29 protein-coding genes and 4 pseudogenes are annotated in these 26,260 nt (G+C 60.1%); 15 read left to right on the top strand and 18 right to left on the bottom strand.

Annotation, left to right across the window (positions count from 1 at the left end):
- Nucleotides 1-229 precede the first annotated feature (229 nt).
- Nucleotides 230-1,144 (top strand): glutaminase, encoded by a 915-nt coding sequence (locus FSO04_RS34310; protein ID WP_154565982.1) that lies wholly within the window; start codon nucleotides 230-232, stop codon nucleotides 1,142-1,144.
- Nucleotides 1,145-1,234: 90 nt separating this feature from the next.
- Here the strand turns inward: FSO04_RS34310 and FSO04_RS34305 are convergent, their stop codons facing one another.
- The gene (locus tag FSO04_RS34305; protein ID WP_154565981.1) at nucleotides 1,235-2,089 is read right to left on the bottom strand and encodes an NmrA family NAD(P)-binding protein; all 855 of its coding nucleotides are present in this window, start codon (nucleotides 2,087-2,089) and stop codon (nucleotides 1,235-1,237) included.
- Between the two features lie 213 nt (nucleotides 2,090-2,302).
- Between FSO04_RS34305 and FSO04_RS34300 the strand changes: the two genes are divergently transcribed.
- Nucleotides 2,303-3,313, top strand: a complete 1,011-nt coding sequence (locus FSO04_RS34300) for a PadR family transcriptional regulator (RefSeq protein ID WP_154565980.1) — start codon at nucleotides 2,303-2,305, stop codon at nucleotides 3,311-3,313.
- An 82-nt stretch (nucleotides 3,314-3,395) separates the two neighbouring features.
- On the top strand, nucleotides 3,396-4,223 hold the full coding sequence (locus FSO04_RS34295; protein ID WP_154565979.1) for a siderophore-interacting protein: 828 nt from the start codon (nucleotides 3,396-3,398) through the stop codon (nucleotides 4,221-4,223).
- A 439-nt stretch (nucleotides 4,224-4,662) separates the two neighbouring features.
- On the opposite strand, the gene FSO04_RS47840 is transcribed toward FSO04_RS34295, so the two are convergent.
- Both FSO04_RS47840 and FSO04_RS34285 read right to left on the bottom strand, forming a co-directional pair.
- Complete coding sequence (locus tag FSO04_RS47840) at nucleotides 4,663-4,941, bottom strand: hypothetical protein (RefSeq protein ID WP_233465069.1); 279 nt, start codon at nucleotides 4,939-4,941, stop codon at nucleotides 4,663-4,665.
- Between the two features lie 556 nt (nucleotides 4,942-5,497).
- Complete coding sequence (locus tag FSO04_RS34285) at nucleotides 5,498-5,632, bottom strand: entericidin A/B family lipoprotein (RefSeq protein WP_154565978.1); 135 nt, start codon at nucleotides 5,630-5,632, stop codon at nucleotides 5,498-5,500.
- On the opposite strand from FSO04_RS34285, the gene FSO04_RS48850 reads away from it, so the two are divergent.
- Both FSO04_RS48850 and FSO04_RS48845 read left to right on the top strand, forming a co-directional pair.
- On the top strand, nucleotides 5,571-6,104 hold the full coding sequence (locus tag FSO04_RS48850; protein WP_414693496.1) for an SOS response-associated peptidase family protein: 534 nt from the start codon (nucleotides 5,571-5,573) through the stop codon (nucleotides 6,102-6,104). The genes FSO04_RS34285 and FSO04_RS48850 overlap by 62 nt on opposite strands.
- Nucleotides 6,028-6,348, top strand: a complete 321-nt coding sequence (locus FSO04_RS48845; RefSeq protein ID WP_414693497.1) for an SOS response-associated peptidase family protein — start codon at nucleotides 6,028-6,030, stop codon at nucleotides 6,346-6,348. The genes FSO04_RS48850 and FSO04_RS48845 overlap by 77 nt, the downstream gene beginning before the upstream one ends.
- A gap of 124 nt (nucleotides 6,349-6,472) precedes the next feature.
- On the opposite strand, the pseudogene FSO04_RS47835 reads toward FSO04_RS48845, so the two are convergent.
- The 5 genes and pseudogenes from FSO04_RS47835 to FSO04_RS34255 all read right to left on the bottom strand — a co-directional run.
- Nucleotides 6,473-6,670 (bottom strand): annotated as a pseudogene (locus tag FSO04_RS47835) (Crp/Fnr family transcriptional regulator); the annotation flags it as partial.
- Nucleotides 6,622-6,834: pseudogene (locus tag FSO04_RS34270) on the bottom strand (hypothetical protein); the annotation flags it as partial. The pseudogenes FSO04_RS47835 and FSO04_RS34270, both read right to left, overlap by 49 nt.
- Before the next feature lie 158 nt (nucleotides 6,835-6,992).
- Nucleotides 6,993-7,376 (bottom strand): response regulator, encoded by a 384-nt coding sequence (locus tag FSO04_RS34265; protein WP_154565975.1) that lies wholly within the window; start codon nucleotides 7,374-7,376, stop codon nucleotides 6,993-6,995.
- A 184-nt stretch (nucleotides 7,377-7,560) separates the two neighbouring features.
- Entirely contained in the window at nucleotides 7,561-8,697 is a 1,137-nt protein-coding gene (locus FSO04_RS34260) for a sensor histidine kinase (protein WP_174825328.1), read from the bottom strand.
- A 386-nt stretch (nucleotides 8,698-9,083) separates the two neighbouring features.
- Entirely contained in the window at nucleotides 9,084-9,419 is a 336-nt protein-coding gene (locus FSO04_RS34255; protein WP_154565974.1) for a hypothetical protein, read from the bottom strand.
- A 1,034-nt stretch (nucleotides 9,420-10,453) separates the two neighbouring features.
- Here FSO04_RS34255 and FSO04_RS47140 point away from each other — a divergent pair.
- The 3 genes from FSO04_RS47140 (at nucleotide 10,454) to FSO04_RS34245 (ending at nucleotide 12,264) form a co-directional block, all read left to right on the top strand.
- Complete coding sequence (locus tag FSO04_RS47140) at nucleotides 10,454-10,660, top strand: hypothetical protein (protein WP_199203078.1); 207 nt, start codon at nucleotides 10,454-10,456, stop codon at nucleotides 10,658-10,660.
- 724 nt (nucleotides 10,661-11,384) lie between these two features.
- Nucleotides 11,385-11,732, top strand: a complete 348-nt coding sequence (locus FSO04_RS34250) for a Spy/CpxP family protein refolding chaperone (RefSeq protein ID WP_154565973.1) — start codon at nucleotides 11,385-11,387, stop codon at nucleotides 11,730-11,732.
- Nucleotides 11,733-11,829: 97 nt separating this feature from the next.
- Nucleotides 11,830-12,264: a hypothetical protein gene (locus FSO04_RS34245; protein WP_233465068.1), complete on the top strand. Its 435-nt coding sequence runs from the start codon at nucleotides 11,830-11,832 to the stop codon at nucleotides 12,262-12,264.
- Between the two features lie 97 nt (nucleotides 12,265-12,361).
- Here the strand turns inward: FSO04_RS34245 and FSO04_RS34240 are convergent, their stop codons facing one another.
- The 5 genes from FSO04_RS34240 to FSO04_RS34220 form a co-directional block, all read right to left on the bottom strand.
- The gene (locus FSO04_RS34240; RefSeq protein WP_154565972.1) at nucleotides 12,362-13,135 is read right to left on the bottom strand and encodes a PRC-barrel domain-containing protein; all 774 of its coding nucleotides are present in this window, start codon (nucleotides 13,133-13,135) and stop codon (nucleotides 12,362-12,364) included.
- 107 nt (nucleotides 13,136-13,242) lie between these two features.
- Nucleotides 13,243-13,389, bottom strand: a complete 147-nt coding sequence (locus FSO04_RS34235) for a DUF3096 domain-containing protein (protein ID WP_115102851.1) — start codon at nucleotides 13,387-13,389, stop codon at nucleotides 13,243-13,245.
- 61 nt (nucleotides 13,390-13,450) lie between these two features.
- Nucleotides 13,451-14,038 carry a BPSL1445 family SYLF domain-containing lipoprotein gene (locus FSO04_RS34230; protein WP_154565971.1) on the bottom strand — a complete coding sequence of 196 codons (588 nt, stop codon included), beginning with the start codon at nucleotides 14,036-14,038 and terminating at the stop codon, nucleotides 13,451-13,453.
- Nucleotides 14,039-14,358: 320 nt separating this feature from the next.
- A complete protein-coding gene (locus FSO04_RS34225; protein ID WP_154565970.1) occupies nucleotides 14,359-15,423 on the bottom strand; it encodes a glycosyltransferase family 4 protein in 1,065 nt (354 codons plus the stop codon).
- Between the two features lie 667 nt (nucleotides 15,424-16,090).
- Nucleotides 16,091-16,291: a hypothetical protein gene (locus FSO04_RS34220; RefSeq protein ID WP_154565969.1), complete on the bottom strand. Its 201-nt coding sequence runs from the start codon at nucleotides 16,289-16,291 to the stop codon at nucleotides 16,091-16,093.
- Between the two features lie 617 nt (nucleotides 16,292-16,908).
- Between FSO04_RS34220 and FSO04_RS34215 the strand changes: the two genes are divergently transcribed.
- The 5 genes and pseudogenes from FSO04_RS34215 (at nucleotide 16,909) to FSO04_RS34195 (ending at nucleotide 20,664) form a co-directional block, all read left to right on the top strand.
- Nucleotides 16,909-17,235: a hypothetical protein gene (locus FSO04_RS34215; RefSeq protein WP_154565968.1), complete on the top strand. Its 327-nt coding sequence runs from the start codon at nucleotides 16,909-16,911 to the stop codon at nucleotides 17,233-17,235.
- Nucleotides 17,236-17,374: 139 nt separating this feature from the next.
- Nucleotides 17,375-17,845: a PRC-barrel domain-containing protein gene (locus tag FSO04_RS34210; protein WP_154565967.1), complete on the top strand. Its 471-nt coding sequence runs from the start codon at nucleotides 17,375-17,377 to the stop codon at nucleotides 17,843-17,845.
- 563 nt (nucleotides 17,846-18,408) lie between these two features.
- Nucleotides 18,409-19,140, top strand: a pseudogene (locus FSO04_RS34205) (NRAMP family divalent metal transporter); the annotation flags it as partial.
- A gap of 967 nt (nucleotides 19,141-20,107) precedes the next feature.
- Nucleotides 20,108-20,410: a hypothetical protein gene (locus FSO04_RS34200; protein WP_154565966.1), complete on the top strand. Its 303-nt coding sequence runs from the start codon at nucleotides 20,108-20,110 to the stop codon at nucleotides 20,408-20,410.
- Nucleotides 20,411-20,418: 8 nt separating this feature from the next.
- Nucleotides 20,419-20,664, top strand: coding sequence for a lysylphosphatidylglycerol synthase domain-containing protein (locus FSO04_RS34195; RefSeq protein WP_325063545.1), 246 nt, complete (start codon nucleotides 20,419-20,421; stop codon nucleotides 20,662-20,664).
- A 48-nt stretch (nucleotides 20,665-20,712) separates the two neighbouring features.
- Here FSO04_RS34195 and FSO04_RS34190 read toward each other — a convergent pair whose 3' ends face one another.
- From FSO04_RS34190 to FSO04_RS34170, 5 genes are all read right to left on the bottom strand, one after another.
- Nucleotides 20,713-21,048: an HAD hydrolase family protein gene (locus tag FSO04_RS34190; protein ID WP_408517114.1), complete on the bottom strand. Its 336-nt coding sequence runs from the start codon at nucleotides 21,046-21,048 to the stop codon at nucleotides 20,713-20,715.
- 14 nt (nucleotides 21,049-21,062) lie between these two features.
- The gene (gene pgm / locus FSO04_RS34185) at nucleotides 21,063-22,736 is read right to left on the bottom strand and encodes a phosphoglucomutase (alpha-D-glucose-1,6-bisphosphate-dependent) (protein WP_154565965.1); all 1,674 of its coding nucleotides are present in this window, start codon (nucleotides 22,734-22,736) and stop codon (nucleotides 21,063-21,065) included.
- Between the two features lie 81 nt (nucleotides 22,737-22,817).
- Nucleotides 22,818-23,537, bottom strand: coding sequence for a Crp/Fnr family transcriptional regulator (locus tag FSO04_RS34180; RefSeq protein WP_154565964.1), 720 nt, complete (start codon nucleotides 23,535-23,537; stop codon nucleotides 22,818-22,820).
- Between the two features lie 111 nt (nucleotides 23,538-23,648).
- Complete coding sequence (locus FSO04_RS34175) at nucleotides 23,649-24,401, bottom strand: YoaK family protein (RefSeq protein WP_154565963.1); 753 nt, start codon at nucleotides 24,399-24,401, stop codon at nucleotides 23,649-23,651.
- 15 nt (nucleotides 24,402-24,416) lie between these two features.
- Nucleotides 24,417-24,668, bottom strand: a complete 252-nt coding sequence (locus FSO04_RS34170; RefSeq protein WP_154565962.1) for a hypothetical protein — start codon at nucleotides 24,666-24,668, stop codon at nucleotides 24,417-24,419.
- A gap of 105 nt (nucleotides 24,669-24,773) precedes the next feature.
- Here FSO04_RS34170 and FSO04_RS34165 point away from each other — a divergent pair.
- Nucleotides 24,774-25,363, top strand: a pseudogene (locus FSO04_RS34165) (BPSL1445 family SYLF domain-containing lipoprotein).
- A gap of 64 nt (nucleotides 25,364-25,427) precedes the next feature.
- Nucleotides 25,428-26,237: a PRC-barrel domain-containing protein gene (locus FSO04_RS34160; protein ID WP_154565961.1), complete on the top strand. Its 810-nt coding sequence runs from the start codon at nucleotides 25,428-25,430 to the stop codon at nucleotides 26,235-26,237.
- The last annotated feature ends 23 nt before the right edge of the window (nucleotides 26,238-26,260 follow it).

The following is a 26,260-nucleotide window of genomic DNA, read 5'->3' as shown; positions in this document are numbered from 1 at the left end:
ATGGTTGTAACCTGCCCGTGAAGGGCCGTGCGAGGCGCATTCATTTGCGTACTCCTCCTGGAAAACGGGGTTTGTGGCTCCCGTTTTACACCTGAGGCTTTATTCGTGCTGCCCACATAGTATCTAGCATAGCCTTCGCGAAACGCTGTTCGAACCCGGCGCGCCTTGCCGCATGAACAATTTGCGCCAGGTTGCCAGTAGAATCGCGGCTTCAAACGGTCCGAGCCCAATGAACTACGCATCCATCCTCGAACATATTCATCGCGATCTCCAGCCTTTTCTGGGCACCGGCAAGGTCGCTGATTACATTCCCGAGCTGGCAAAAGTCCCGGCCAACAGCTTTGGCATGGCGATCGTCACGCCGTCCGGCGAGGTCTTCCGCATCGGCCAGGCCGATACACGCTTTTCGATTCAGAGTATCTCCAAGTTGTTCGCCTGCACCATGGCTTTCCGGCTGCTCGGCGACGAACTGTGGCAGCGCGTCGGCCGCGAACCGTCGGGCACGCCGTTCAATTCGCTGGTGCAGCTTGAAGCAGAGCAAGGCAAGCCGCGCAACCCGTTTATCAACGCTGGGGCACTGGTCGTCACCGATGTGCTGTGCCGCCGCTTCGTGCGTGCCGAGACGGCGCTGGTGGAGTTTATGCGGCGGCTGACCGGTGAGATCACGATCGACTACGATTCGCGCGTCGCGCAGTCAGAGCTTCAACATGCAGACCGCAACCAGGCGATGGCGCATTTCATCGCGAGCTTCGGCAACATGGACATGCCCGTCCACGCGGTGGTCGAGGCGTATTGCCGGCAATGCGCGATTTCGATGAGCTGTGTCGAGCTGGCCAAGGCTGCGTTGTTTCTGAGTAATGGAGGCGTTGTGCCTTCGACCGGGGAACGCATCCTCGACAGCAGTTCGACCAAGCGTTTGTCGGCCCTGATGCTAACCTGCGGCACCTACGACGCTGCCGGCGACTTCGTCTTTCGTGTCGGCTTGCCGGCGAAGAGCGGCGTGGGTGGTGGCATCGTCGCGATACTGCCGGGCGAGATGGCGGTCTCCGTGTGGTCGCCCGGGCTCGACGCGAACGGCAACTCACTTGCCGGCGCGAAGGCACTGGAATTGTTGACCACGATTACTGGGCGGTCGATTTTTTGATTCTTTGTCACCACCGCAGTTGCCGCGTGGCGCGCTTACCGGATGTTCTCCATCCTCGTCATGCCACCACCGCCCCCATCGGCCGACCTCCTAGCCCGCCCGCTCAACCGTCAGATAACCGGTGCTGCCAATCACCCGCTCGTGCACACCGTCTTCGAAATCGATCCACCCTGAATTGAAGCCGTCGATCATCTCGATGCGCGGCACAGGCCACGCCGTGCCTTGCGACTGGAACAGCGCCTCCCACTGATCGTGCGGCACAGCCTGAGCCATCACCGAGCATCCAAGCACGCCGCCCAGCATCGCGGCGATCTCGTTTTGCTTATAGCGCTGCGGCCCTTCCATCTCGATCACGCGGCGCCCCTGCCACGACTGAGTCAGCGTTTCAGCGATCACCCGGCCGATATCCGCGGTTGCAATCATCGGATACGCACGATCGAGCGGTTGCAGGAAGCTCGACATCACACCCGTCTCGCGCGCCGGCGCGATATCCCACAGCGAATTCTCCATAAACCACGCGGGCCGCAAAATTGCCGTCGGAATCTGCAGGTCCGCAAGTGCTTCCTCAAGAATATGCACCTGCGCAATGAGACCGAGACCCGACTCGCGCTGCCCGCCGATCGACGAGAGCGCCGCGACGCGCTGCGGCCTCGCCGTCACCAGCGCCTCTTTCAGCGCCGCCACCGCCGCGCGAGCGTTCGGATAGCCCGGCTGCGGCGCGAAATTCGGCGCCACCATCACGAAGACGCCCGCCGTACCGCTAAACGCCGCGGCGAGTGCATCCGCGTCTTCGAAGGACGCGATCGCCACTTCGGCGCCCCGCTCAACCCACTCCGCCGCCTTCTTTTTGTCGCGTAAGACAGCGCGCACTGCGTGTCCCGCGTCCAATAACGCGCGTGCTGCCGCGCCGCCCACCTTCCCTGTCACACCGGTAATTGCATACATCTTCATCGCTCCTTGAACACGGTCAATACCGTTCTGAGCGTGATTCTCGGCGTTTCCCGATGATTTCACGAGAGCATGAATGTCATTTGCTTAATGACTCAGTGGCATTAAAAGCCCAATCCGAGCCACAGCGGTGCAAAAAATGAGTTTGACAAACTATCTTTAGATATATATCTTACGACACATCTTAAGACACAAATGGGAGCCCCCAGCATGCGTCATCACCATCGTTTTTCCCGTTCGCGTGGCGCGGACGAAGGTTTCTTCGCAGGGCATGACCGCCCGTCGCTGCATGCGCTTTGGCATGCCTTCGCCCGTCATTACGAGTTCCGCGGCGAGCGCGGCGGCGAACAACGCGGCGAAGACTTCGAACGCCGTCATGGCGGCCGCGGCGACTGGCACGAGTTTCATCGCGAAGAGCGTAGCCGCGGCGACCGGCACGAGTTCCACGGCAACGAGCGTAGCCATGGCCGCCACGGCGGACGCAATGACCACAGCGACCAAGACGGCTTCGATCACGGTCACCGCTTCGGCCATCACGGCTACGACCGCTTCTCGCTTCACGCACTGTGGCACGCAATCGGCCGCCATGACGACTACCGCGGCGGCGGTCGCGGCGGACGCTTCGGCGGCGGTGGCCCGGGCGGCTTCGGCGGCGACGGCGACGGTTTTCCGCGCGGCCGCAAATTCAGCTCCGACGATCTGCAATTGCTGCTGCTCTCGATGATCAACGCGCAGCCGAGCCACGGCTACGAGCTGATCAAGGCGCTCGAAACGCGCTCGAACGGCTTCTACAGTCCGAGCCCGGGCATGGTCTATCCGGCGCTCACGTATCTGGAAGAACTCGGCTACGTGACCGTGCAACTCGAAGGCAATCGCAAGCGTTACGAACTGTCGGAAGCGGGCCGCGAGTACCTGGCCATCAACCGCGACCGCGTCGAATTGATGCTCGCCAAACTGTCGCATATCGCCCGCAAGATGGATTCCGTGCGCCGCGCGTTTGCCGGCGAGGAGCCCGCCGACATCAGCGAAGGCGGCTGGCTGCCCGAACTGAGCGAAGCACGTCGCGCGCTAAAGCATGCGCTCCTGCGCCGTGACAACGTGCCGGCCGCCGAACAGCGCCGCATCGCCGCGATCCTGATGCGTGCGGCGAATGAAATCGAAGGCGAAGGCAAACCCGGCAGCGACCAAGGCGGTGACCAAGGCAGCGAACCGACCGCTTGAGATCGCGCTATCCGACACCCGCGTTCGAAGGCGCCCATGCGCACCTTCGCGCGCCAATCAAACCGACAGGAGTGGCACCCTTATGCTGACAAATGACAACCGAGCCGATCTGGCAGTCCATCGCGTGCGGCATCCGCTGAAGTTCCGTCTGTTGCAGGTCAAAAAGGTCCAAGCGCTGAACCCGCATCTGATTCGCGTGACCTTCACGGGCGAGGATCTGCACGACTTCGTCTCCGCTTCGTTCGACGATCACATCAAAGTGTTCTTCCCCGAACCCGGCGCCGACAAGCCCGTGCTGCCGGAAGCCGGCCCTGACGGCCCCGTGTTTCCCGAGGGCCAGCCGCGACCGATTGCTCGCGATTTCACGCCGCGCCGCTTCGACGCTGAAGCGCGCGAACTGGACATCGAGTTCGCCATGCACGAGGCCGGCCCGGCTGCAACGTGGGCGGCGCAAGCCAAAGTGGGCCAGTACCTCGGCATCGGCGGCCCGCGCGGCTCGCTGGTGATACCGACAGGCTTCGACTGGCATCTGCTGATCGGCGACGACACCGCGCTGCCGGCAATTGCTCGCCGCCTGGAAGAGTTGCCTGCCGGCACACGCGTCGCGGCGGTGATCGAAGTGGCCGATCCGTCGGCACAGATCGAATTCGCAACGCAGGCCGAATTGCACATGGTCTGGCGCCATCGCAGCGAATCGGACTATCGCGGCGAGACGTTGCTGCAAGCGGTACGCGAAATCTACTTGCCCGAAGACGGTGAAGGCTATGTATGGGCCGCCGGCGAATCCGCGACGATGCGTGCAGTGCGCTACCACCTGTGCACGGAACGTGGCGTCGACAAGTCGCGCATTCGCGCGGCCAGCTACTGGAAACAGGGCGCCGAAGCGGTACATGAATCGCTCGACGACTGACTGTCCGCAGCATGCGCGCAACGAACTGCGCGAGCCTTGCAAGCGGCGTGCGTCGAACAAAAACAAGGAATTGACCGATGTATTCAATTAGCACAAAGCACGAGCGACGTTTGCTGTGGCTGCTTGCGCTGACGCAGTTCACCATCAGGTTTTCTCCTGGTCAGAGGGTGTCAACTTAGGACGGGAAAGCCCGGTGGCAAAGGATCCCGCCACGGATTTGGTGAGGTTGACACTCTCATACGGTCTGCAACCTCATATGGCCGGTCTGCCGCGATAACGGGGAGTTAGCAGTACCAGCGAGAAAAGCTCGGAGTCGACTTTCCGCTTCGAGTACCTTGTGCAGAGGCACGCTTTCAAGCTGAGCATCATAGAGCGCGAGCAGCGCCTCAAAGTCGCTGATTGCCTCAGGTGCGAGTCGCCACTCCCCCGTCTCATGAGCTCACGCCAAGGTAGTCTCAACCGCGCACTCGGTAATCTTGAACTGCTCCGCCGGCTGATGGCCGTAGCCGGCGCGCTGCAAATACCAACCGAGGTACACCGCACGCATGAGTTCGTTGACTAGATGGCCATTCCCATGGCCGTCGCGACACGCCACCAGTGCAAGATGACAGGACAGGGACCGTTCGCGCGCCGAGGCGCGATCCATCGGCAGCAGGAGTGCCTTTGTCAGCGGCTTGCGGGTTCGCCCAACTAGAGACTTGTTTCGCTTGGAGGACATGTTTTCGAAAAGCTGGCGCCACTTGAAGACCGCTGGATTATACCGAAGCCGTGCAAACTGCAGCCCTCTGTAGCGTCAACCAAAGCCCGAGTTCGACCGAGGTGAAATGGACCCTGCCTTCCCTTTGGGGACGCAGGGTTCTACAGGAACGTAGAGGCCCTCCAGAACCGATTGGCATCAATGGGCCAGAGTGGAGTTTCGACGCGTCCACTTGCGGAATAGAGAGCCCGAATGAATGCTACGGCATACGGACTGGATGTCGCAAAGCAGATCTGATAAACGGAGCAAACCATGAATGCGAGGGAAGTCAGGTGAACTGAAGTTGAAGGAAGCGCAGAATCGGCGACATTACACCGGGTGACATCCACATCCTTGTTGCCCGGGGCAGCGATGCGGATACGGCGGCAATCGAACTCACGGCACAATAAGACGATCACCGAGCGCAATTGAAAACGCGGCACCATCACGGCGCCGCGTCTGCTGCGATGATTGGCAGCGAATGGGCTTGTTGACCTCGGCTCTTGACTTCGCTGGCGCGCTCCCTCAGCTGGCTCCCTTACTTGGGCTCTTGTGCCTCATTCTTGATCGCCTGGCCGCCCTTCGAAATGTCCTGGCCTGCGCCCGCCATCGTGCTGCAGCCCGCGAGAACCGCGGTACCGGCAATCAGCATCCATGCAATCAATCGAATCATTATCTTCCCCTTGTTCAAATCAGGATCGGAGCAGATTAATTTTAGACGATTTTGCTGTCGGTGCTGCCTGCTTGGCCTGTCGGCATCCCCTCTTTCGACCGACATCGGCCAATCCCTCGAACCGCTCGACATCTATTCGCCGACGTGGAACGCCGTGCCGGGCACTCGACAGCTCGTCATTTACCCCGACTGCATCATTCGTAGTCTCAATTGGGGTTGTCGTCCTCCCGGGTCCGCCCCCCTGTTTCTCCGCAAAATCGTCACCTCACGCGCGGAAAATGTCGCATACAGCCCGTTTCTGAAAACTCTCTGGCGCTCGGGCCGTGTGATTGTGCCTGCGGACTCCTGGTACGAGTGGATCGGGACAGACGACGGTGTGAGGCACACCCTATGCGATATTGCCGAAAAGGTCGGGGCCACTGTTCCTCGCCGGGGTGGCCATCCTGCAACCAGACAACGAAGCACACGATGATGACGGGTTCATCGTCATCACAACAGCGGCCAGATCAGGCCTGTTCGATGTGCATGGCAGGAGTCTACTGATATTCGCGGCTGACGCCGCCCGCAAGTGGCTGGACCCAGCGACATCCGCTCGGGAGGTCAAAGATGTCGCGCGCAGCGCGGCAGTGCCCGCCGAAGAATTCGAGTGGTTTCCGGTTAGTCCGTCAGTCAACCGCGTTGGGAACGACGGTGCGGAATTAGTCAAACCAGTTTGACGGGCGCGTCATCAAGAGAAAACAGACTGTCCGGGCGGCTGCTTTGAAGCGCAGTTAGCGTCGCGAAGTCGTCCGGGTTTCGCTCACCGACTCACTATGGTCGATGCACACGAACGGCGCTCTTTTATCGCGCCGTTAAATCAGGTAAGAGCCTGTCGAACTCGCGCCTCACCATGGCATAGCATTCGCACTCGCGCTTTTCGAGCCCTGGCCACTCCAACGCCGCGATACGGCTGCAGCGATGGTGACGAATCGGTCCGGCATCCTGCAGTTTCATCGCGGCGTCTGTAGCCCCGGATCGCCGGACACCGGGCATGTTGGCAAAGCGGGCGGCGCCCACGGACCCCTCATCGTCACGAATTCCTCGGCCGAAGTCGGGTGAACGCCGACCGTCATGTCGAACTGCGCCTTGCTCGCCCCCATCTTTACCGCGATCGCGACGCCCTGGATGATTTCGGCCGCATCGCGTCTCACCATGTGGCTGTGCTCCCCGCGTGGGTTGAACCGGGAGACTGCTGGCGCCCCTTCAACGGCCCCTCGGTGCAAAAAAAACAGACATTCGCGGACAGTGCTTGCCGGGCCGAAGACGCGTTCAACTTCCGCCCTTGAAAAATCGCGGTTGCTGCGTTGCACAGGTTCACTGTTCAACGCGCAGCAAGCCCCAGGGTGATAGCAGCCAGGACTAGCGGCATCAGAACCGGCTTAACGAAATGGTGATCGAATCCGCTGTGCATCGATTCCGCCCGTTCAGAGAGCGCGGTTAGACCCGTAATGGCCACCAGCAGTGGCGCAGGTGTCGCCCGGACGCGGCGGATCTCTCTCGCCACCGCGCGCCCGTCGAGACGCGGCATTTCGATATCGAGCAACACTGCAGCGGGATGCCACGCGCCGTATTCGGCGAGCGCGTCTGCACCGTTCCTGGCGGTCCGGATGTCGAAACCGCAAACACAAAAGAACAGTACGTACGCGGCCAATAAATCTGGATCGTCGTCCCCGATGAGCAGGCGCGTGACTCCGGTAGTAAACATTTCGATTCCCCAGGTTGCTTTGCAGTTGCAGCAATTTCAGGACCTGGGTAACCAGTGAGAAATTTTGCCCGCATGGAGACTGGAGAAATATCGCTACGTTTCACCGTGAAGGCCCCACACGGGTCGGTTCAGCGGTGTGCCGCGACCCGCGTAGCGTGCGTAGATGACCCGGCAGCGGTAACGCTCATCTTGCGGAGACTGCATATCGAGGCAAGGCGATTGTGAAGACACAACCGGTGCCGGGCACATCGCGGACGCTGAGAACACCGTTATTTGCCTCGACGCTGCGCCTGGCGATTGAAAGACCTAGCCCCAGTCCGGTCTTATCCGTGCCGTTCTGGGTAAACGGCAGGAACATTCTTTCTGCGTTACCGGACGGAAGACCGCCGCAATGATCCTTCACATCGATCAGGACGCGGTCCGACGACGCGTACGCGTCCAACGTCACTTCGGTGTGATAGTGCGTGAATTTGAAGGCGTTTTGCAGCAGGTTTCCAACCGCCGAATAAAGCTGGTCGCGATCCCCGCTGATGGCAAGCCGCGGATCTACAGTGGAAACCGTCAATACGCATCCGCGAATCTGGGCCGCAAGGTCAGCGGCATATTTCACTTCAGCGATGAAGTCGGCAACAGAAAACATCCTCGATTGCAGAGAAATTCCTGCGGCCGTACGAACCTCGTCCAGAGAGTGAGCTATCACATCACGCAATCCGTCCAAGCTCCGCTCCAGAACCGACCCTGTGGCTCCAGACAGACTTAGATTTCCGGTTTTTGCTGCGGTAAACGCGAGCGTTGCAGTCTGAAGAAAGTTACGCAGTTCGTGCGCGAAAAACCCCAGCCGCTCATGCATTTCAACAGCTTGCCGATCCGCAAGCGCAAAATCGCGCTGATAGCTGAACTCGGTGACCGCATCGGCAATCGCGTTGTCCAGACAGCGGTTAAGGGTTCGAAACTCGTCTATCAGAAACGGTGCATCGCGCTCGTACGCGAGATCAGTAATTGCCTGGCACAGGTCCCCATAGTCGTGGACGACCTGGTCAACCGAGAACCCGAGCTTCAACAACTCCCGTCCGTGCTGCGCCGCTGACTCGCCGATTTCGGATAAGGACGCCCCCCCGCCTGAGGGACCTGAAATTTTGCGGCTGTCCAGGGGCTCCGATGTCTGTTCCGTTCGAAGCGTCCTGATGAGCTGATCCAGGAACAGCGGCACCCCATTCTGAAGTTGCTGCGCGGTTGCTTCGCGCGCGGGCCTCTGTGCCACCTTCGCCCGGCAGCGTTCTATCAGTTCATTGCGGTTGTTTGCCAGAAAAACGTGCATCATGATGCGCCCCTGGATGTTGGTTTCGTCTTTCTATGCGTGGCGCCAGCGGCACGGCCGGACGTTACTCACGGCGACGCGGTATTTGCCCACTGGCGCATCGATCGGCGATGTCGAAGCCCAATGACACGACACCCCCACTAGAACACCATGGCCGACTTCGTAGATCGCAAAAAACTGCTGCTATGGAGCAAATTCCCTTTGCGCTGACAAAGTGTGACCGAGATCTCTTTCGAGTAACAATTACCGCACGTACCATATTACGCGCTCTTCGCATTCGGGTACGTCTTTCGGCGAACGCGGGGAAATCAAGTTATCGCGCGCATATGAAGTCACTAAACCCGACATGTCGAGCCCGATCAGCGCCGCGGCAGCAAGCTAACCAAGGTTCACAAATAGCCTGCCGGCGCTGCCTTGAGACGACATACTTCAGGTACTTCAGCACTATTTTCAGTGCGGTGGCGCTCTCGATCAGAGCCTACTACGCGAGTCATATCCCGCAACTTCAGTGTAGACAGCATCCCCGTGTTCTCCGTTGGCCGTTTTTCGCACAGGCGCGAATCTATCGGATCGAAACCCATACGCGCGACGAGATCGAAATTTGCGCTGCGATCAACCTTCCGGATTTTGGGACTGAAGCTGACGCCATCGCCTTTTCGAACGAATGGCCGGTCCACCGGATTGAAGAAAACGCTTTCGAGGTCGCGGAGACTCAAACCGAACATGCTTAGAAATTCTTACCTCAATAACCCTGACGATCAAGGCCACGCGGAACGGCTCTCCTACCTGGTTATCGGGCAGCTTGCTGCGCACGCGCGCAGCAGTGAATGATTGAGAACAGATCACATGGCCGATCTGATGGGCATCTGGCTCACCGGCAATGGAGCGCATTGCGATTGGCCTAGGCGGATTGAACTGGGTCGGCTTTCGGAGGAGCTTGCCCCGTAATTTTCAACCATACCCGGCTTTACAAATTCCGTCGCACTCGCGACGTTGTTCACGGGGAGCTGGTCCTTTGACTGCAGGTCGCCGATCACGCGTGGCATCTACGAAGTTTGTGAAGGCCGTTTGCAAAAAAGCTAACTTTCAAGCGGCGCCCCGAGTTGAGAGCCGCAGGCGAAGCAGACTCTCGGCGAGGTGCGCTGTCTACCCATTAACAGAGTCAGCGACTGTCTCGACACTTCGATATAGCAGGCTGGACAAAGGGGTGCACCCTCATCCATAAAATTGACCCAAGAGTCGAACAATTCGACCATCTGCACTTTTAAAGCGCCGGCGGCTTCAAGGTAATCCAACAGTCTGTGCAACAGCAACGGCTGCCGCGCGGCAGAACTCCGTTGAAAGCTCCCGCTTCGCACGCATGCAACGCGAGTTTGCGTAAAAGGCTGTGCGCGAGACCAGCCCCCTCCCGAAATTCCCGTGCCACCTGCTGTTTTTTTGTATCCGCACAAAAAGAAGCCGCAGCGACTGCCACGGCCATCGGAATCACACACGTCGGCATCAGCCATACGCCGCGCAATTATCCCCACGCGCGGAACGCCTGTCGGTACGCTACCGTACATGTTGTCAGCGTGCCTTACGAAACGATGTTACGGTGACAGAAAAGTAACTCGAACAACGGCACCGAGATCACTGTCATCTCGGTTCAACGCGCGCAATCTCCCCATCTTGAGATGTCCCCACTATGAGGAAAGAGATGGGTTCGAACGATCAGAAATCCGCTGTCCTGTAGAAAAATCGGATACGGAACCCGAGCATCATGTCCAAAGCGCAGATCTCGCCCGCAGCGATCGTCACGCTGTCCGGTCGCACCATCCACGGCCTGGTGAGAAGTCGACCAGCGAGGAGTCGAACTCGGGTTCCCTCTGCAACAGCGCGTCACCAGCACGTGCTGAACATGATCATGCCTTTGGCGCAGCATGGTGTCGTAGCAGGTCCGGCCGACGCTGCGCTGACGCAAGAATGATTGTCCGAAACCGGATACGGCACCGTACCGACTTCAATCCAGGTTACGAGCAGCGTACTTGCGTGCGCGTTGAAACTTCTGTTTCAACGCATTCGATACGGCCACACTCAGAATGGTCATCCTGGACTGCTCGGAACGATGGCCGACTTTTTCATGTCGGATAACGCCCATGAACCCGCCGGCCCTACCCTGTTCCTCCTGCCTCGAGCTGGCGGCCCCTGCCGTTGGCCAACGGGTGAACCTGCATCGGCTCCCTCTCGCTATATCGGCGCTACCCCGAATGCGTCAGCATGGTTGTCGTGGCGCGCAATCCCGATAGAGGTGGTTTGGTAGTACTCAAGACGGAATAGACGGAACGCTGTTCGCCTGAAGAAAGAGAAACTCTGGCGTGCCCGTGAGGCAGCCGGACAACGTGCTCGCTTCTGCGCTGACCAGCTCCCGCGATTCAGCAAGTGCGCTCCAGCGCGCAAGCGTCCGGCACCGGATAGACGCCGGTCGGAAGTCGGCGCAAAGATGATCTGTTCGATCGAATTCGCCGCACTGACGTTCATCCGTTCGCGAGTCCATCGAACTCCTTTGGAGGCCGATCATGAGACTCATTGCACCTCCATCCCAACCGCGAGCTGCACCGGCGCTCGCGATAGCGTTTTTTCTCGCGATAACGGCGTTCGCCAATCCTGCGTGCGCTGCCTCGCCCACCCAGACTCAACCGCGCGCACGCGTGATGACCGTTGCGACCCGTGACCAGGTCGATACGCGCATCAGTGGACTTCGCACGAGGCTTCAGATCACCGCGGCGCAGGAAGAACTTTGGCAAAAGGTCGCGCAGGTCATGCGTGACAATGCGGGCACGATGGACTCGCTCAGACAGGCGCGGACCAGTAACGCCAGCAGCATGAGCGCTGTCGACGATCTCAAGTCCTATGGCCAGATCGCCGATGCCCATGCGGAAGGCATCAGAAAGCTCACTCCCGCGTTTCAGGCACTGTACGACAGCATGTCCGACGTTCAGAAGGAGAATGCCGATCTGATTTTCCAGACTGACCATCACCACTCTGCAAAGAAAGGGTGATCTCGAGACACCCGCAACGGGAAGCGGACTGGCACCTCAATAAGGTCCCGGATCGCAGACAGGAGAACATCATGAAAACCCAAGGAGTGCGAGCCGCGTGCATTGGCTCGATGAGGACCAGAATCATGACTCCAGTTGGCCTGGCATTGGCCGTTGGCGGCATGTCCATGGCGCCGGCCTTTGGGAAGGCAATGGCAACGACGGCAACGGCAACCACGAGGGCCAACAGCAGCATGGCGCGAATAACAACTATCAGCATAACCAGGGGCATTCACAGCAACATGGCATGGATAACGGCTCTCGGTATAACCAGGGGCATCAGTCGGATCAGGACAACCGGCAGGCTTATCAACATGCCGACAATGACCACCGTGGCGGCGACTATTACGGTAACCAGGACTATGTGTATGCGCCCCCAACCCGTGGTCTACGCCCCGGAGTCGGCACCAGGCATAAGCCTGTTTATACCGCTCCAGTTCCGGTAGAACGCAGGACTGCCCGGAAACTTCTCATCCGAAAACCCATTCGCTGATGACGCGGCGAACATTGCACAGTCGAAGCACGCCAGGATCACACTGATCCTGGCGGCTGCGCCCACGGCGCGAACAGGCCGAGATGTCGCGCTATCCTTACCAATATCCGTCCCTGCCGTGAAACTCGTGGAGCCTCTTTTCGTAATCGCGGGTGAGCGGAACGGAGTCGTCGTACTCAGGACTGCTCCTGATTGCGTCGCGACTGAGTCTGGTAGAAACAGTCGAGCCAACCCAGTCGATCAGGTCGATCCACCGCGTTGCCACCAGCACCTCCTTGCCACCGGGCCACCAGTTTCGCGTATCGACGGTCAGATAACGAATGGCCCACGCAACATCGTCGAAGATGAAACCGGAGACGTGGCCTATGCTGCCATCGGCCACCTCGATGTGATAGCCCTCTACGGCATTTGTGCTGTGCAGATGGACATCCACGGGCGCCTGATGTGGGTCCGGGTCGGGGCGCGGGAGTGCCTCCGATGCCGGGTCTGGCGGCACGTCCTTTATGTCGAATGCGGGGGAGGAGCCCATCCCCCACAGGTTTAAACCACCCCAGTACGTCGGGTAGCCGTAGTAAAGGAGGTACTCGGTTTCGTGCTGACGCGACACCGGCTTATGCGTATCGATGTTCGGACTGTCCCGCACCTGTTGCCGTGCGAGATGCACGTGGACGGTGCCTGATTCCCGGTCCATGTGTTTGGCCGAATACGGTGAGATCAGTACCTGCCGCTCACGCATCCAGTTTCCCGTGTCGACCACGAGATAGCGCACGCCCCAGGCTTCGTCGTCGAAATAAACATCATCGACACTTCCGATGTCGCCGTCACGCGCCGCGACGGTGCATCCATGAAGACTCTTTATGCTTCGCAACATGTTCGATACTCCTTCTCTGCTTCCGGCTGTCGACGCCCCGATGCCCCGAGATCTCCGTTAAAAAGGACCGATGTTCGCAACATGCTCTTTTACCGGGTGATTTCGGTTCAATGGAGATGTCCTCCGAACAGACCGAGCAGTCCAATGACGATCAGGTAGATCGCAACGATGTAATTCAACAGGCGAGGCACCACGAGAATCAGAATGCCGGCGATCAGCGAAACCAGCGGACCCGCGTTCGTGAGAATGTGCATGCCTCCTCCGTAAGATTGAAAACGGCAAATAGACACAAACCTGCACCGCCTGCGTCGCTCGCTATAGTGATTTGAGCCTGGTGACCTTCGTGCCTTCGAGCGTTACGCCGGCCATCAGCCCGCTGTTTGTGAGCACAAACGCTTCCACTGGCGCCGTCGCGGTGGTGGTATCAATGTTGCCGTTCGCGCCGACTTTCAGTACCGCCACTGACGCGTCACCGCCAGCCGACCAGCCTTCGCTATTACGGAATCGGGCGAGAGCATCCTCGGTCATGAACAGGAAAATGATGGCTTTCGATTGCGCGCCGACCTGAAGCCCGATCGAACCGGTCGTAGTGCTGTAGTACCCGACCGTGTTGCCACCGACTCGCAGCGAGCCTTCACCATACTGGCCGCCGACCCAGAAGCCGGCGGCGATGACCGACGGGAACACTAATACGCCACGCGCCTTGCCGACCAGTTCACGTGAGCCGTTGGCGGTCGTGTACAGACGTGCGAGGGTCGAATCGACGCCCGTGTCGATGGTGTGGCGCTTGTCGGCCTGGTGGCCACTGGCGTCGGATGTTCCGGTCGTCGTGCACCCCGAGACCGCGAGGCCAATAGCGAGGATCGATCCCGGCGTACTCCATATGAATGTCCGTCGCAGCATGATTTTCCCCAAGTTGTTCCTGGATGTCCCTGACGCTACGCGCAGGCGAACGCGAATGCGGTACGAAAGCGTACAAAAACGCGAAACAGGTCTCGATGAATAAGCCGGATTTGACTCGCAACCCGCGCATCACTTTCCAGTCGCTTTGGCGCATCGGCGCAGCGGTTGGTTTTTCCAGCAGTCCAGTCAGTATGTCTGTCGGCTTGATCCAGATACCCAATAGCCTGATCCACTGCGCTTTTCTGAACAGGTCCAGCTTTTCATGTGGAAACATGATTGCGGCGTCATCGCTTCGTCCTGGAAGACTGTCCAGGCGCCGATCAACCCGCGGCGGCACGTCGCAACACCGGGCGCCTTGATGCCTGGAGGAGTGACGTATAGCTGTCGACGTAATTCCTCGCCATCGTCCTGGCGCTGAAGCGGCGTTCGAACTGAGTTCGGATCTCTGTACGTGACAGGTCATCAAGACGTTGCAGTGCACCGACGGCACCCTGCACGTCTTCGCAGATATAGCCGGTGACACCTTGCTCGATTACCTCCGGTACCGAGCCGCGATTGAATGCAATCACTGGAGTCCCGCACGCCATCGCCTCAATCATGACAAGGCCGAACGGCTCGGACCAGTCGATCGGGAACAGCAGCGCCTTTGCACCCGAGAGGAACCCGGGCTTCTGCTGCTCGTTGATTTCGCCGAGGAATTGAACGTGCGCCTGCGACAGCAGCGGCTCAATCGCGGTCCTGAAGTATTCCTGGTCAGCTTTGTCCACCTTGGCGGCGATCTTCAACGGCAGGCCGCTTTTTGCAGCGATCTCGATAGCGAGATCGGGACGTTTCTCCGGACACATACGACCGAGGAAAGCGAGATATTGCGGCTCCTTCTGCGTTTGCGGCGTGAGCAACTCTTCGGGTAGACCGTGATGAATGGTGTCGAGCCAATTTGCCTGCGGTAGCGGCAAACGTTGCGAATTGGAGATCGACACGACCGGCGCCTTCGGAAACGTATTGAACACGGCTTGCAGTTCCGGCAGGTCGAGGCGGCCGTGCAGTGTCGTCACGAACGGCGTGTCGAGCCGCGAAAACAGCGAGAACGGCAGATAGTCGAGGTGGAAGTGCAACACGTCGAATTCGTGGGCAACACGGCGCACCTGTTCGAGCATCAGCATGTGCGGGGCGAGCACGTCGCGGGTAGACGGGTCGAGGCGCAATGCGCGCGGCCACGCTGCATCGAGCGTCGCCTTCGTGCGCGAGTCGCCGCTCGCGAACAGCGTCACGTCGTGCCCCAGGTCGACGAGCGCCTCGGTAAGGTAGGACACTACACGCTCGGTGCCGCCATAGAATTTCGGAGGAACAGCCTCGTGCAACGGGGCAATCTGTGCGATTCGCATTGGCCGTTCTCTCTGGAGCACGTGCTGTGGCTTCAAACTATTCCCGAATGACCAGCGATAGTCTCGAACGCTGGCGTCTGCGCGATTGCGCTGCGTCAGGTCTGTGACATGTGGTGAACCTCTCACCTGCGAGAACATACGTCTGTACGGTAGCGTTCAACGCCCCCGCCAATCGACCGGGCCATACCGTTTTCCTGTTTTTCACCGGATTGATCTTGCCGTCCGTGTGCGTAGCGGGCACAACGCGCGCTATTGCTCGGCCGCGCCCGGCGAGCCGCGTCAGCAGTCTGCGGTTTCGCTGAAGGTAGTCAAAAACTGGGCCTGGAGCCGGTACGTTCTGCGTCTCCGATGGGGGTATGATGGTCGTTGCGGGTCTCGTCAGCGTAGGAGGAAATCATGCCCTCAAACCCGACCACACGACCGATTCACCGGCCAGGACTTCCGGATCACCCCATCCACGGCGTTACGCCAGGCACCAGGGCGCCGGCGCCTGAACCTGCGCCAGGCACTCCGGGTGACGATCCTGATGCCGCAGGGGCGGAGCCGGTCCCGCACGAGCACCTACCGCGCAGGTCAGACGACAATTGAGTTATCTACGTGCTTAGCCTGACGCCGCCAGGGTGTGTTCCTGTGCAACCGACCCGCACGTGACGGCGTCGAGTGAAGATCAGTGCTGCACACCGACCCTACTGTGCGCCGCCTCTGCCGGGTCTAGCCTGGCGTCATACAGGCACTGCGCACGCCCAACCCGTTCACCGTTGGCTTGATACGGCAGCAGCAGGAAGAGCCCGGCCCCGGTGCATTCGACAGGCCAGAGCGACGCCCATGCGCTCAGTTCTTCGGCCTGTTCCGCAGCCTCGGAGGACACACAACACCTCGTAATACGTTCTCACCGCCGACACCGCAGTCTGTACGGCAGCGGTCAACACTCTTTACACGATGCGTCAAGTCGCTGTTCCTGTTCCATCGGGCGATCGATCCTGCCGTTCGTCCCTGCAACGAGTGCATCGAGCAGCTATGGAGCAACCGGTTTTTGCAACGCGGCACGTTCGATACACGCGCAGACTGGCGCGCGCACACAAGGAAATGTGTGTCCCGAGATCACCCCATGACACCTCCGACCTCAATGCGCCATCATCACCAGATCGCTCAGATCCCAAAAGTCCCGGGTCGGTCAATTGATGCAGCGCACAACGCTGCAGCCTGCACGATTCGGGAAGAACGCCACGATGGCGCACTTCCTCAACAGTCCGGGAAACGGGCGGGCTCAGCCAGCCCGCTTGCGCCACGCGGAAGGAACGGGACCTGTCTGATTGCAGTGGAGAGTTCTATAGTAAACAGGCCGCCACCCGTCGATTGGCTGAGAACCGCGGCGCAGCAATATGCCGGTTGGCTCAGGCAGACGAGGCTGACGGTACCGCGTTGGGATCCAGGAAAACGGCGCCCAAACTTACTGCGGAACAACCTTCGAGGAGGAGGTTCATCATGCTGCAAGCCAGTGAAATCCAGAAGCGTTTCACCCATCTGGAGCAAACCATTGAGAAAGCCTCGCAAGCCTGTCACGCCGACGCCACAGTGCCTAAGGAGCTTATGGACTGCGTTGATCAACTCGATAAAAAATCCGGAGGCGCAAAAAAAATAATTGAATCGAAAGACGAAAAGCGCATGCGTCAATGGATAGACGACCTTGAGCAGGTCGGCGACCGTGCAGAGCAGGCGTGTCAACGTGCAACCAATGTAAATGCGAAAGTAAAAAGTGCCGTCACCTCGGTTCATGCCGAACTTTCCGATCTGAAAAAACAGCTGCATTAACTCATTTTGAGTATGGGCAGCCCTGCCGTGGGCTCGAACGAAGGTAACGTTAGCCGTCGCGCACCAATCCGTGTCGGCACTCGCCCATGGCATGACGGTTGCGGGATAGAAGGTCTGGTCTTTTCACGAGGAGAACATCATGACCACACTTGACCCCAGCACCCAACCTGCAACTGGTGGCAGCGGCGCGAAGATTGTCGGCGGCAGAACTGGCGAAGGCCCCGGCCCGGATGTGATGGCGGCAGCCACGCTCGACGGTGACAAGGTCATCACTTCGGATGGCGAAGATATCGGCAAAATCTCCGACATCATGCTCGACGTGCGCGGCGGCCGGATCGCGTACGCCGTCCTGTCGAGCGGTGGGTTCCTGGGCATGGGCAACACCCTTTACGCAATCCCGTGGAGCGCGCTTGTCCTGGACGCCGACGAGAAGTGCTTCCGGCTCGGCGTCACCGCCGAGCGCATCAAGAACGCGCCCGGCTTCGACAAGGATCATTGGCCCGCGATGTCGGACCCGCAGTGGGGTTCGTCGCTGCACGAGTACTACAACCAGCGGCCCTACTGGCTGGCCACTCGCGGCGCAGTCGAAGGCCGGTCACTCGATCTTTAAGTCGCTAAAACCGGTGACGAGCGTGTCTATTGTGGTCGAGCCAACGGGACAACTTCCCAACTTATTCGAAATGCCGGCCGCAAGGTCGGCCTTTTCCTGTCACCAGCAGTTGCCGAAGGAGCTACGAGAGACAGGCTACAGGCGCGGGCTTCCGCAGAAGCACGCTCCAGAAATGTTCTTCACGCCGGCGAAGACGCGACTGAAACCGTTACGGTGGACACCGCGGCGTTGCGCGAGCACGAAACCCGGACACCCACCCATCTGCACAAGGTGGTCGCACACATGATGCAAATACAGTTCAGGGAGTTGAGTGCCCAACACCCGCACAAGGTGCAGTGCGGATAGGGATAATCGTTCGAATCGTGGAAAATCTGACGGCTGATGTTCGGGCAGCCTCATCTGGTCTGCGATTCGACGTTTGATCTGGTTTTGCCCTGCGCATGGTCGCGAGTTTATGAATATGCGCGCTACGATCAGAGGAGCTTTTATAGTGACGTGAGGTCAACCACGACGCGGCAGCGAAGAACGAACGTCGCTTCAAATACCCATGCAATCGAGCCGGTATGGAATCCGATATTGATCCGTCGTCAACGCCGCACAGCAACGTCAATTCGTGGATCGAGAAGTTAGGGCCCGGTCTGATTACCGGAGCGGCCGACGACGACCCGAGCGGCATCGCAACATACTCGCAGGCGGGCGCAGCGTTTGGTTACAACATTCTGTGGACGATCCTGCTGACCTATCCGCTGATTGTCGCCATCCAGGTCATCAGCGCCAGGATTGGTCGGGTCAGCGGCCACGGACTGGCGACCAATATTCGACGCCACTATCCCGCATGGCTGCTCTATGGCACGGTTATTCTCCTGCTCGTGGCGAACACGATCAATATTGCGGCCGACCTCTCGGCCATGGGCGCTGCCGTCAATCTGATCATCGGTGGACCGACGCATGTTTACACGGTCGGCCTCGCGCTGTTTTCGCTGGTGTTGCAGGTTTTTGTTCCGTATCGAAACTATGTCCGCGTTCTCAAATGGCTGACGCTTGTCCTGTTTGCCTACGTCGGCGTCGTGTTCGCCGTCCAGATTCCATGGATGACCGTCGCGATCCGGACCGTGTTTCCGCATCTGTCGTGGAACGGTGGCTACGTCACAACCGTCGTCGCGGTGTTCGGCACGACAATCAGTCCCTACCTGTTTTTCTGGCAAGCCTCGCAGGAGGTGGAGGAGTTGCGGACACGACACGGGCGGCGCGCACTCAAGCATGCGCCGTCTCAAGGCGCGTCAAATCTGAAACGGTCGTGATGGCTGCTGCCGTTGTCGGGATGTTCTGCTTTCTGTAGGAAGCGAGCCCGACACATGATAGTTGTCCGGATGGGCCAGCCTCCGACCAGGAATCTGCCGCCACCGGCATTGATGCAGGCGGCAAGCGTGTCGCCTTTGATGTGGACAATCGCGGCAGTGCCCGACGGTTGATATGAACAATGACGCCGCCGTCTAATTGCGCTTTCTTACCGCCGCTCGCAGAGGAAACCGCTTAGTGCCTCGACATTCCCGAGGCAACCGTGCGCAGCCGACATTTCTGAGCGAAGAGCCTGTTGCGCGAATCGCTCGCGCGTGATGTCGATCTGGCCGAGCGCAACCTGTTCGAATTCGGCAGTGACGATTGCGACCGTCTGCTTGCATCAGTGCTGTCGCGCGTAGAAGGAACCCGTATGAGTCGCCCACCCGATGGAACAGGAACACGGGTTTGACGCATCGAGTCAAGGGCGTTGACCGCTACCGTACAGACGTAGCCGGTCGTACGTGAGAACGTAGCGGTACACTCGCGCGCATCAACGATTCCCGGTCGCTCCCGTGAGGCATGCATTCGCGGACAGCCGGTGAACGGCGCAACGCAGCACGTCCTTGTTGTGACAGAACGCCTGATGCCACCGCACGTTTCGCCAGCTGGTCGCGATCGAAGTGTCGCGCGGCTGTTGAAGGGGTGTCGAATCTAAGGAGAGCGTCATGTACAACATCGTCTGGCTTGTGGGAGCCGTGGTCATCGTTCTGTTCGTGCTCGGCTATGTCGGATTGAGATAGACCTTCGCCGCAGGTAGAGAACATGGCCAGTGGGCCTGTCATGCATGAACGGCCGCTATGTGACGACGCGACTACGACTCACCGCTGGGATGATGATACGTCCCGGCCGCGATGGCGCGCGCCGACCATGCATGACATCCGGTCCGACAATCCTGATCCAGCTTACTGAGAGGAGCCCGTGATGAAACTCGCCACGCAGACACCCGCCGACACCGCCCCTGTTGATCCGGCGAGCCGGCGCACCGCCACCCGGGCGGATGAGGATCAGGAGAACGTTGCGCCGCTGCCGCACGAGACCGATCAGTCAGCGGAATCGCAACATGAAGAGGGCACGCGCGCTGTCGGACGGCAGGCACATCAGGACCTTTCGCGCGGCCTGACCGATACTGACCGGCGCGGCGGCGACGCATATCAGAAACGCACCCAGAATGATGCGAATGCCAACACGCAGTCTCCCAAACACAAGGCCACGCGCAAGCGCTAGACGTTTGCATTCGCGTTTGCCGGCTGTGGGTCGCGTTCGTCAGCGTCGCCATTGCGTCGATAGTCGCGACGATCGGTCCGATCCCGGTCGGTCTGGGAACCTTCGAAGCGGCATCCGTGGCCATGCTGAGTCTGCTCGGCGTGTCGGTCGAGGCGGCACGGGCCGGAACACTGCTGTTGCGCGGCCTGACCTTCTGGTTGCCGATGCTGCCCGGCATCTGGCTGGCCCGGCGCGAGATCAGCCGAGCGAGGTAGCGGCCCGCGCCGAAGTTCGCGCGCTAGTGCCGCGAACAGGTTGGCTTTCTACGTGATCCTCAGATGTGCGAATAGCGGAATCTTCGCCGCGTCCAGCACGACCGCGAAAGCCGCCGCCCCAGCCAGCACACCCGTCACCACCGCGACGGGCAACGGTGTCATCGCGATCCCGCCAATCGCCAGGGTGATCGCGTTCAGCGTATAGGTCAGAATGCGTTGAAACGTGACGCGCCCCTCCTTCACCGCAGCCACGATGCCACTCAGCCCGGGTTCGATCAGCACCATACCGGCAGCGGATTTGGCGACGTCGGTCGCGGTCGACACCGCAATGCCGATTTGCGCCTGGCGCAGCGCGGTTGCGTCGTTAGCGCCGTCGCCGCGCATGCCGACTGCGTGCGTTACGGTTGAGCGGCATAAAGCGTAGCCGCATTCGCGTCAAACACCCCGTCGACCATCGCCCGAGCTTCGTCGACGATACGTGTCAGATGCCCGTCGCCAAGAAAGCTCTCCGCATAGATCTTGTAGATGTCCTCGGTTCCCGACGGGCGCGCGGCAAACCAGCCGTTCTTCGTGATCACCTTGATACCGCCGATCGCCGCATCATTGCCCGGCGCACGGTCGAGCACACGCTCGATCTTTTCGCCGGCCAGTTCGGTGTGAGGAAATTGCGCAGGCGACAGTCGCGCCAGCAGCGCGCGCTCCCGCACGCTCGCCTTGGCCTGCACGCGTCGTTCGACCGGCTCGCCCAGCCGCTGAGTCAGATCCCGGTAGATTTCTGCGGGATCGCGACCGGTGCGCGTGGTGATTTCCGCCGAGAGCAAAGCGGGCACGATGCCATCCTTGTCGGTAGTCCACGCGGTGCCGTCGCGTCGCAGACAGCTGGCGCCCGCGCTCTCTTCGCCCGCGAAGCCCAGCGAGCCATCGAGCAAGCCGCCGACAAACCATTTGAATCCGACCGGCGCTTCGTAAAGCGTACGGCCGCGCTTTGCCGTTACGCGGTCGATCATCTGACTGCTTACGACGGTCTTGCCAACCGCTGCGTGAGCGCCCCACTGCGGACGATGCGCATACAGGTAGTCGATCATGACCGCAAGGTAGTGATTCGGCGGCAGCAGCCCGGCGTGCCGGGTGACAACGCCATGCCTGTCGTGATCGCTGTCGCATGCAACGGCCACGTCGAAGTGGTCCTTCTGGTCAATCAGCGGTTGCATCGCATACGGCGACGATGGGTCCATTCGGATACGCCCATCCCAATCGACGCTCATGAAGCGGAAGGTCGGATCGACTTCGTCATTGATCAAGCTCAGGTTCAAACCGTAGCGTTCGGCAATCGGCCCCCAGTAGTGCACGCCCGCACCGCCGAGCGGATCGACGCCGAGGCGGATCGGTGCGCCGCGAAGCACGTCCATGTCGATAACGCTATCGAGGTCGCCGATATAGGCGTTGAGGAAATCATGCCAGTGCGTCGTCGTGGCGCGCAACGCCTTGGACAGCGATACACGCAACAGGCCGTCGAGCCTGCTTTCGAGCAGCCCGTTCGCTGTTTCCTCGATCCAGCGGGTCACGGTTTCATCGGCCGGGCCACCGTTCGGCGGGTTGTATTTGAACCCGCCGCTATCCGGCGGGTTATGCGAGGGCGTTATCACGATGCCGTCCGCCAGTCCCGCGGTGCGGCCGCGGTTATACGCGACGATCGCGTGCGACACCGCCGGCGTAGGGGTATATTCGCCGTTTTGCGCGATCATGAGCTCGACGCCGTTAGCCGCCAGTACTTCGAGCGCGGTCGCGTACGCGGGTTCGGAGAGCGCATGCGTGTCGATGCCGAGAAACAGCGGACCATCGATACCCTGCTTCTTCCGATAGCGGCAAATGGCCTGGGTGATGGCCAGCACATGCCATTCGTTGAAGCTGCGCTCGAACGCGGACCCGCGATGCCCCGAGGTGCCGAAAGCGACCCGCTGCGCGGGGATCGAAGGGTCCGGAATATCGGTGTAGTACGCCGTGACAAGCCGGGGAACGTTGACCAGCATCCCGTGTGATGCGAGCTTGCCAGCAAGAGGACTGACGTTCATCGCGGTATCCTGTTGTAGTAGTGATTGGCGTGTCCGCCGCGTCATTGCAGATCGTCGGTACGTGCGGCAAGCGGACTTTTTTTACAGCGCCTTCAAATCAGGCAGCAGACGGTCGAATTCCCGCTTCACCACGCCATAGCACTCGCACACTCGCTTTTCGAGGCCGGGCCGGTCCAGCACCTCGATATTCCCATAGCTGTAGCGGATCAATTCGGCATCCTGCAACTTCATCGCCGCTTCCGTGACCCCAGGTCTCCTGACGCCGAGCATGTTGGCGATCAACTCCTGCGTCATCTTCAGCTCGTTCGACGGCAGGCGGTCCAGGCTGAGAAGCAGCCAGCGGCATAGCTGCTGATCGATTGAATGATGCCGGTTGCACACGGCGGTCTGCGCCATCTGCGTGATCAGTGCTTGCGTATAGCGCAGCAGCAGCCGCTGAACCGGACCGGCGCGGCGGAATTCCTCCTTCAGCAGGCGAGCATCCAGCCGGTATGCCAGCCCTGCGCTCTGCACGACCGCTCTGCTCGGGGTCGTTTCGCCGCCCATGAAGAGCGCAATGCCGATGAGCCCTTCGTTGCCGACGATCGCGATTTCGGCCGATGAACCGTCTTCCATCACGTACAGCAGCGAGACGATGGAGGTCGTCGGGAAATAGACGTGCGTGAGGCGATCTCCGGACTCATACACGACCTGTCCCAGCGGCATGTCCACCGACACCAGATGCGGGGCTATCCGCGCCCACTCCGCGTCGGGGAACACCGCGAGCAGATGATTCCCGTTTCGATGATGTTCGTGCTGCATGTTTCACTTTCCTCGCAGTCTGTCAGGAAGCCGCGCTGCTGCCACGGTCTCATGTGCAATACGGTAAGTCTGTACGGTAACGTTCAGACCAGTAAAAACAACCATATCGCATCATTTATCAACATGACTGACACCGCGCATCCCGTCCAGCAACGGCACGAAGGCGAGTGTGAGAAGCACGGCGGCGAGCGGCAGCGTTGCGATGAAACCCATGTGCTTGAATCCCAACGCGCCCGTCACGCCGCCCACGAAGAACATCCCAAGCAGTGACGCCAGCAGCGCAAGTCTCTGGCGATCGGCGCGCACGCGTGGCGCTCGTAAACCTGGCGCGTTCCAGTAGACCAGCTTTCCCAGTTCGATACCGATGTCAGTAACCAGGCCTGTCACATGGGTCGTACGGATTTCGGCTTTCGAAATCTTGGTGATGATCGCGTTCTGAAGACCCATCACGAAGCAAAGCACGCCTACCGTGGCGGAAACGAACAGGAGCCGGTGATGTTCCAGATTTGAGCCGAGCAACCCGAAGCCCAGCAGCAACGTTGCCTCCAGCAACAACGGCGTCGCATACACGCTTTGCGCGTGCCGGCGCCGTCCCCAGTTGATCAGGATCGCCGACGTGGCGGCGCCGGTGAGAAATGCAATGAGTGAACTGAGCCCCGCCACGACAAGGCCGATATCGCCAAGCGCGAGATTGTCGGCCAGCGACGACACGATACCGGTCATGTGCGACGTGTACTGTCCGACTGCCAGAAAGCCGCCCGCGTTGGCCGCGCCGGCAACGAACGCGAGCCAGCGCCCGAGACGCCGATTGGTCACGTCGGTCCGATGCGGGCTGGCGAATCCTCGAAGATAGTTTATCGGCATGATGGCGGATGAGTGTCAGTTGGATGCAGGTGCGGTAGAGGGCGCGCATCGCCATGATGCACCCGAACCGTGCCGGGTTCTATCACTGCCCGCCTCTTCGCCCCGATGCCGGTACGGCAGCGTACCGACTTCGGCCGCCGGCTGTTGCATGTTCGATACCTCGCCGCGGCCCGGTGCACCGATGAGCCGCACTCTGTCCAGCACCTCGATGTGGCGCAGTGTCCTCGAAGTCTTCAGGATGACATACCACTCACCGACGATCGGCATCGAGTGTGCGGTCGTACATAGAGACGCGTTTGTACGTTGTCGTACCGCATTCTCGTGCGCTTCAGTGTAGCGTGACCTCTATCGTCAACCAGCGGGGAGCAAATCATGCTTAGACGAACATTTATCTGGAGCACGTCCGGGTCCATTCTGGCACTCGGCGCGGTGGTTTCGGGTTGCACCATGACCGGCTCTTCCGACGCGAGCCGTGTTCAGCAAATGGACAAGCGCACAGCATCGATGCTGGCGTCGATTCGACGCTAACGCGTCTTTACGGCATGGCGCCCGGCTCGCGCGAACTGATCGGCAAGGCACACGGGGTGCTGACGTTCCCTTCGGTGATCGACGCCGGCTTCGTGGTCGGCGGTCAGTATGGCGAAGGGTCCCTGCGTGTCGGCGGACGCACGATGGGTTACTACAGCACGGCGACCGGTTCGATCGGCTGGCAGATAGGCGCGCAATCGCGCGCGATCGTGTTCCTGTTCATGACCGACGAGTCGCTCAACCGCTTCCGCAGCAGAGACGGCTGGTCGGCTGGCGGCGACGCGTCAGTAGCCGTGCTGAAAGTGGGCGCGAACGGCAATCTCGACACCAGCACCGCTAGCGGACAGGTCGACGCGTTCGTTCTGACCAATAGTGGCTTGATGGCCGGCGCGTCGCTGGAAGGCACGAAAGTTACCCGGCTCACGTCGCTTTAAAAAGATGGACTCTGGGGCTCGCCGCTTGACGCGAGCCCCAGACTTTTCATGTTGCGGAGAAATCATGTTGCGAAGCATAAGAGACTTGCGCGGCAGCACCGTCCACGCATCCGACGGCGACATAGGCTCGGTCAGCCAGGTCTATTTCGATGACGAATCCTGGGGCGTCCGCTATCTTGTGGTCGAAACGGGCAACTGGCTCAACGACCGGCAAGTGCTGGTGTCGCCGTATTCGGTCAAGCACACGGACCCTGGGTCGAGTGTCGTGCACGTCAGACTTTCCCGGCAGCAAGTCAGGGACAGCCCGGTTCTCGACACGCACAAGCCCGTATCGCGGCAGCACGAGATCGAATACCTGCGTTACTACAGCTATCCGACGTATTGGGGCGGCCCGAACCTGTGGGGCATGGGCGCCTACCCCGCCTACGATCCGACCGGCGTCCCGCCGGACGCGCTGCCCGATACGCCGTCACGGCCGACGTTGCACGTGGACCAGCCGCCTCCTGACATTCATCTGCGCAGTACCGACGAGGTCAAGGGCTACCACCTCAAGACAGCCGACGGCGGCATCGGCCATGTGTCGGACTTCATCTACGACGACACCGACTGGGCAATTCGTTATCTGGTGGTCGACACACACAACTGGTGGCCCGGCGGAAAAGCCGTGCTGATCGCGATTCACTGGATAGACGGAGTCGACTGGTTCGAGTCTGCAGTGTCGACGACACTCACTCGCGACGTGATCCAGAACAGCCCCGCATATGACGACTCGATACCGATCGACCGGCATTACGAAGTCGTGCTGCACCGGTTCTACGGTAGGCACGGGTATTGGTCGGATACCGATGCGGACGAGCGTGTTGCCGCGGAGTGATGTCTCGCGCAGGTCGCCCTTCT

Source organism: Paraburkholderia madseniana (genome assembly GCF_009690905.1).
Lineage (GTDB): Bacteria > Pseudomonadota > Gammaproteobacteria > Burkholderiales > Burkholderiaceae > Paraburkholderia > Paraburkholderia madseniana.
Note: the sequence above shows the minus strand (reverse complement) of the source record. Positions and strands in the feature narration are given on the sequence as shown.

Excerpts from the sequence above, each read along its gene's own strand:
- FSO04_RS34265 (WP_154565975.1), bottom strand. The coding sequence starts at position 7,376 with ATGTTTACTACCGGAGTCACGCGCCTGCTCATCGGGGACGACGATCCA.
- FSO04_RS34200 (WP_154565966.1), top strand. The coding sequence starts at position 20,108 with ATGAAACTCGCCACGCAGACACCCGCCGACACCGCCCCTGTTGATCCG.
- FSO04_RS34160 (WP_154565961.1), top strand. The coding sequence starts at position 25,428 with ATGTTGCGAAGCATAAGAGACTTGCGCGGCAGCACCGTCCACGCATCC.
- FSO04_RS34310 (WP_154565982.1), top strand. The coding sequence starts at position 230 with ATGAACTACGCATCCATCCTCGAACATATTCATCGCGATCTCCAGCCT.
- FSO04_RS47840 (WP_233465069.1), bottom strand. The coding sequence starts at position 4,941 with ATGTCCTCCAAGCGAAACAAGTCTCTAGTTGGGCGAACCCGCAAGCCG.
- FSO04_RS34260 (WP_174825328.1), bottom strand. The coding sequence starts at position 8,697 with ATGATGCACGTTTTTCTGGCAAACAACCGCAATGAACTGATAGAACGC.
- FSO04_RS34210 (WP_154565967.1), top strand. The coding sequence starts at position 17,375 with ATGACCACACTTGACCCCAGCACCCAACCTGCAACTGGTGGCAGCGGC.
- FSO04_RS34300 (WP_154565980.1), top strand. The coding sequence starts at position 2,303 with ATGCGTCATCACCATCGTTTTTCCCGTTCGCGTGGCGCGGACGAAGGT.
- FSO04_RS34170 (WP_154565962.1), bottom strand. The coding sequence starts at position 24,668 with ATGCCGATCGTCGGTGAGTGGTATGTCATCCTGAAGACTTCGAGGACA.
- pgm (WP_154565965.1), bottom strand. The coding sequence starts at position 22,736 with ATGAACGTCAGTCCTCTTGCTGGCAAGCTCGCATCACACGGGATGCTG.
- FSO04_RS34225 (WP_154565970.1), bottom strand. The coding sequence starts at position 15,423 with ATGCGAATCGCACAGATTGCCCCGTTGCACGAGGCTGTTCCTCCGAAA.
- FSO04_RS34255 (WP_154565974.1), bottom strand. The coding sequence starts at position 9,419 with ATGTTCGGTTTGAGTCTCCGCGACCTCGAAAGCGTTTTCTTCAATCCG.
- FSO04_RS34295 (WP_154565979.1), top strand. The coding sequence starts at position 3,396 with ATGCTGACAAATGACAACCGAGCCGATCTGGCAGTCCATCGCGTGCGG.
- FSO04_RS34230 (WP_154565971.1), bottom strand. The coding sequence starts at position 14,038 with ATGCTGCGACGGACATTCATATGGAGTACGCCGGGATCGATCCTCGCT.
- FSO04_RS34250 (WP_154565973.1), top strand. The coding sequence starts at position 11,385 with ATGACCGTTGCGACCCGTGACCAGGTCGATACGCGCATCAGTGGACTT.
- FSO04_RS34305 (WP_154565981.1), bottom strand. The coding sequence starts at position 2,089 with ATGTATGCAATTACCGGTGTGACAGGGAAGGTGGGCGGCGCGGCAGCA.
- FSO04_RS34175 (WP_154565963.1), bottom strand. The coding sequence starts at position 24,401 with ATGCCGATAAACTATCTTCGAGGATTCGCCAGCCCGCATCGGACCGAC.
- FSO04_RS34190 (WP_408517114.1), bottom strand. The coding sequence starts at position 21,048 with ATGCGCGGCGACGGCGCTAACGACGCAACCGCGCTGCGCCAGGCGCAA.
- FSO04_RS34180 (WP_154565964.1), bottom strand. The coding sequence starts at position 23,537 with ATGCAGCACGAACATCATCGAAACGGGAATCATCTGCTCGCGGTGTTC.
- FSO04_RS34285 (WP_154565978.1), bottom strand. The coding sequence starts at position 5,632 with ATGATTCGATTGATTGCATGGATGCTGATTGCCGGTACCGCGGTTCTC.
- FSO04_RS34235 (WP_115102851.1), bottom strand. The coding sequence starts at position 13,389 with ATGCACATTCTCACGAACGCGGGTCCGCTGGTTTCGCTGATCGCCGGC.
- FSO04_RS47140 (WP_199203078.1), top strand. The coding sequence starts at position 10,454 with ATGTCCAAAGCGCAGATCTCGCCCGCAGCGATCGTCACGCTGTCCGGT.
- FSO04_RS34215 (WP_154565968.1), top strand. The coding sequence starts at position 16,909 with ATGCTGCAAGCCAGTGAAATCCAGAAGCGTTTCACCCATCTGGAGCAA.
- FSO04_RS34240 (WP_154565972.1), bottom strand. The coding sequence starts at position 13,135 with ATGTTGCGAAGCATAAAGAGTCTTCATGGATGCACCGTCGCGGCGCGT.